1 protein-coding gene is annotated in these 682 nt (G+C 45.5%); it reads left to right on the plus strand.

From position 1 onward, the window contains the following. Positions 1 to 595, plus strand: a 595-nt coding sequence (locus tag AC3DOM_RS10395) for a TetR/AcrR family transcriptional regulator (RefSeq protein WP_487918980.1), incomplete at its 5' end; no start/stop codon positions are given. Positions 596 to 682: the final 87 nt, after the last annotated feature.

Here is a 682-nt window from a genome sequence, read left to right on the forward strand (position 1 = left end):
TGCTTATGTTACAATCCCTTATCAGGAGCGTAATATGCCTAAGGTGATTGATGAAAGCAAAATTTTCAAAACCGTGATCGAGATGTTAGTCTCACGCGGCTACGAAGGTGCCACGACCAAAGAGATCGCGGAAATCGCTGGCGTCAATGAAGCCACTCTTTTCCGCAAGTATGGCAGCAAAGCAGAACTATTCGAAAACGCGATTAATCATCAACTATCCGATACCCCCCTGAACAGGCTCGTTTACACGGGGGATCTCGAAGCTGATTTGTATGAAATCACAGCAGCCTATAAGGAGACTAACAGGCAACATGGGGAGATCATCCCAACTATTCTTACCGAGTTGCCACGTCACCCGGAGCTTAAGGGGGCGCTCAATATTCTCTGGGCAAATATCCAATCCGTTGCAATAATCATTCAAAAATATCAGTCAGGAGGTGTTCTGAAAAAAGAATCCCCGATCACCAGCCTGAACGCCTTGATCGGCCCGCTGATGACGAGTCAAATGTTTCTCCGAGCGAATTTAGATTTTCCATTGCTGGATACGGATCCGGCAGAGCATGTAAAAGATTTTTTGCAAGGCAGAAAAAACTAAATCTCGCCGCCAATGCGTTAACCTTCAATGTCTGAGTGTCAGCATCAACGCTATGAATATTTTTCTTTAGCCTTTCAGCCACAGCAA

Source organism: Candidatus Desulfolinea nitratireducens (assembly GCF_982879505.1).